General features: G+C 66.5%; 1 protein-coding gene and 2 pseudogenes. 1 reads left to right on the top strand and 2 read right to left on the bottom strand.

Annotation, left to right across the window (positions count from 1 at the left end; all coding sequences use genetic code 11):
* Nucleotides 1–88: 88 nt before the first annotated feature.
* Nucleotides 89–301: pseudogene (locus tag BT98_RS26925) on the top strand (transposase); the annotation flags it as partial.
* On the opposite strand, the gene BT98_RS27485 reads toward BT98_RS26925, so the two are convergent.
* Together BT98_RS27485 and BT98_RS27490 are read right to left on the bottom strand one after the other, a co-directional pair.
* Nucleotides 246–1,085, bottom strand: coding sequence for a hypothetical protein (locus BT98_RS27485; protein WP_147292503.1), 840 nt, complete (start codon nt 1,083–1,085; stop codon nt 246–248). The pseudogene BT98_RS26925 and the gene BT98_RS27485 sit on opposite strands and share 56 nt — an antisense overlap.
* A 17-nt stretch (nt 1,086–1,102) precedes the next feature.
* A pseudogene (locus BT98_RS27490) lies at nt 1,103–1,187 on the bottom strand (IS5/IS1182 family transposase); the annotation flags it as partial.

A 1,187-nucleotide genomic window follows, 5' to 3' on the forward strand; every position in this document is an offset into this window, starting at 1 on the left:
GGCGCTCGGCTATCTCACCCCCGAGCAGAAGGCAGCGACATTCCAAACAGCGGCATCAGCCGCGTAACAGTGTCCGTGAAAGTGGGGCAAGGCCACCGGGGCGAGCCTGCTTTATCTCCCGCCCTACAGCCCCGATTTCAACCCCATCGAGAACGCCTTCGCCAAGCTGAAGGCCAGTCTCCGCAAGGCTGCCGAGCGCAGTGTCGAGAGCCTCTGGAACACCATCGGCCAAATCAGCGACACCTTCACGCCCACCGAATGCGCCAACTACTTCGCTGCCGCAGGATACGATGCAGCCTGATCGAAAACCGCTCTAGCGTGCCACTGGGCTTCAGCGCATCGGCGGAGAAGATCAGCCAGAGCAGCGCGGCTTGGTCCTGCCGCATTAGGCCGGTGCGGAGTTCGATCCAGGTTTCCGTCCGGCCACGCCGGCCGACGCCGACGCCGAGCTCAACAGGGTAGAGCCGCACCCGGTCGCCCTGCACCACTACCACCCAGGGCAGGTTGCGCTGATCCGCCATTGCCAGTGCCCAGGAGACGGGCGAGAGGTTTTGGAAGCGCGGTGCTGCACCCTCTGGCGTCTCACCGGCGTCGAGCAGCACGGCGACGGCGCGGTCGCGCGAGCCGGTGCGCAGCAGGCTGGTAACACCGTCCGCCTTCTCGATACCGAAACCAAGACGGCGCAGCAGGTCTATACCAGCGGTGCCAAGGACAGGCGCTGCGCGGGTCTGTGCGGACATCCAATCAGGGCGGAGCCGCGCGCCGCGGGCGAGCTCATGCTCGGAGAGCAGACCCTCATTGCGGATGCCCGGCAGATCGGTTTCCAGGCTCGGCAGAGCATCGTGCAGGAAGCGGAGCGCTGCATTCCGGTCTGGCTCGCTGAGGGCGCGGATGCACAGCCGCTCCGCTTGCTTCGCCTCGATGCGGCGAATCGGTGGATCCTCGCCGGCGGGGCCACATATGATCGCGACATCGCCGCGCAGCGCGATGGCGAGCAGTGGCGCGGCGCGGCCACCGAGGCGGTCCTTCCAAACCTGCCGGAGTGCGGTGACTTTGGGCTCCGTCGCGGAGTCGAACACCAGCACTTCGAGACTTAGAGCGCCTAACAGAACCGCCTAATCTGGCCGAGGCAGACGAGGGCGCAGGCGAGTGTGGTGAAGGCGAGGTGGATGTCGGCGCGGCGCTCG

The organism is Roseomonas mucosa ATCC BAA-692, assembly GCF_000622225.1.
Taxonomy (GTDB): domain Bacteria; phylum Pseudomonadota; class Alphaproteobacteria; order Acetobacterales; family Acetobacteraceae; genus Roseomonas; species Roseomonas mucosa.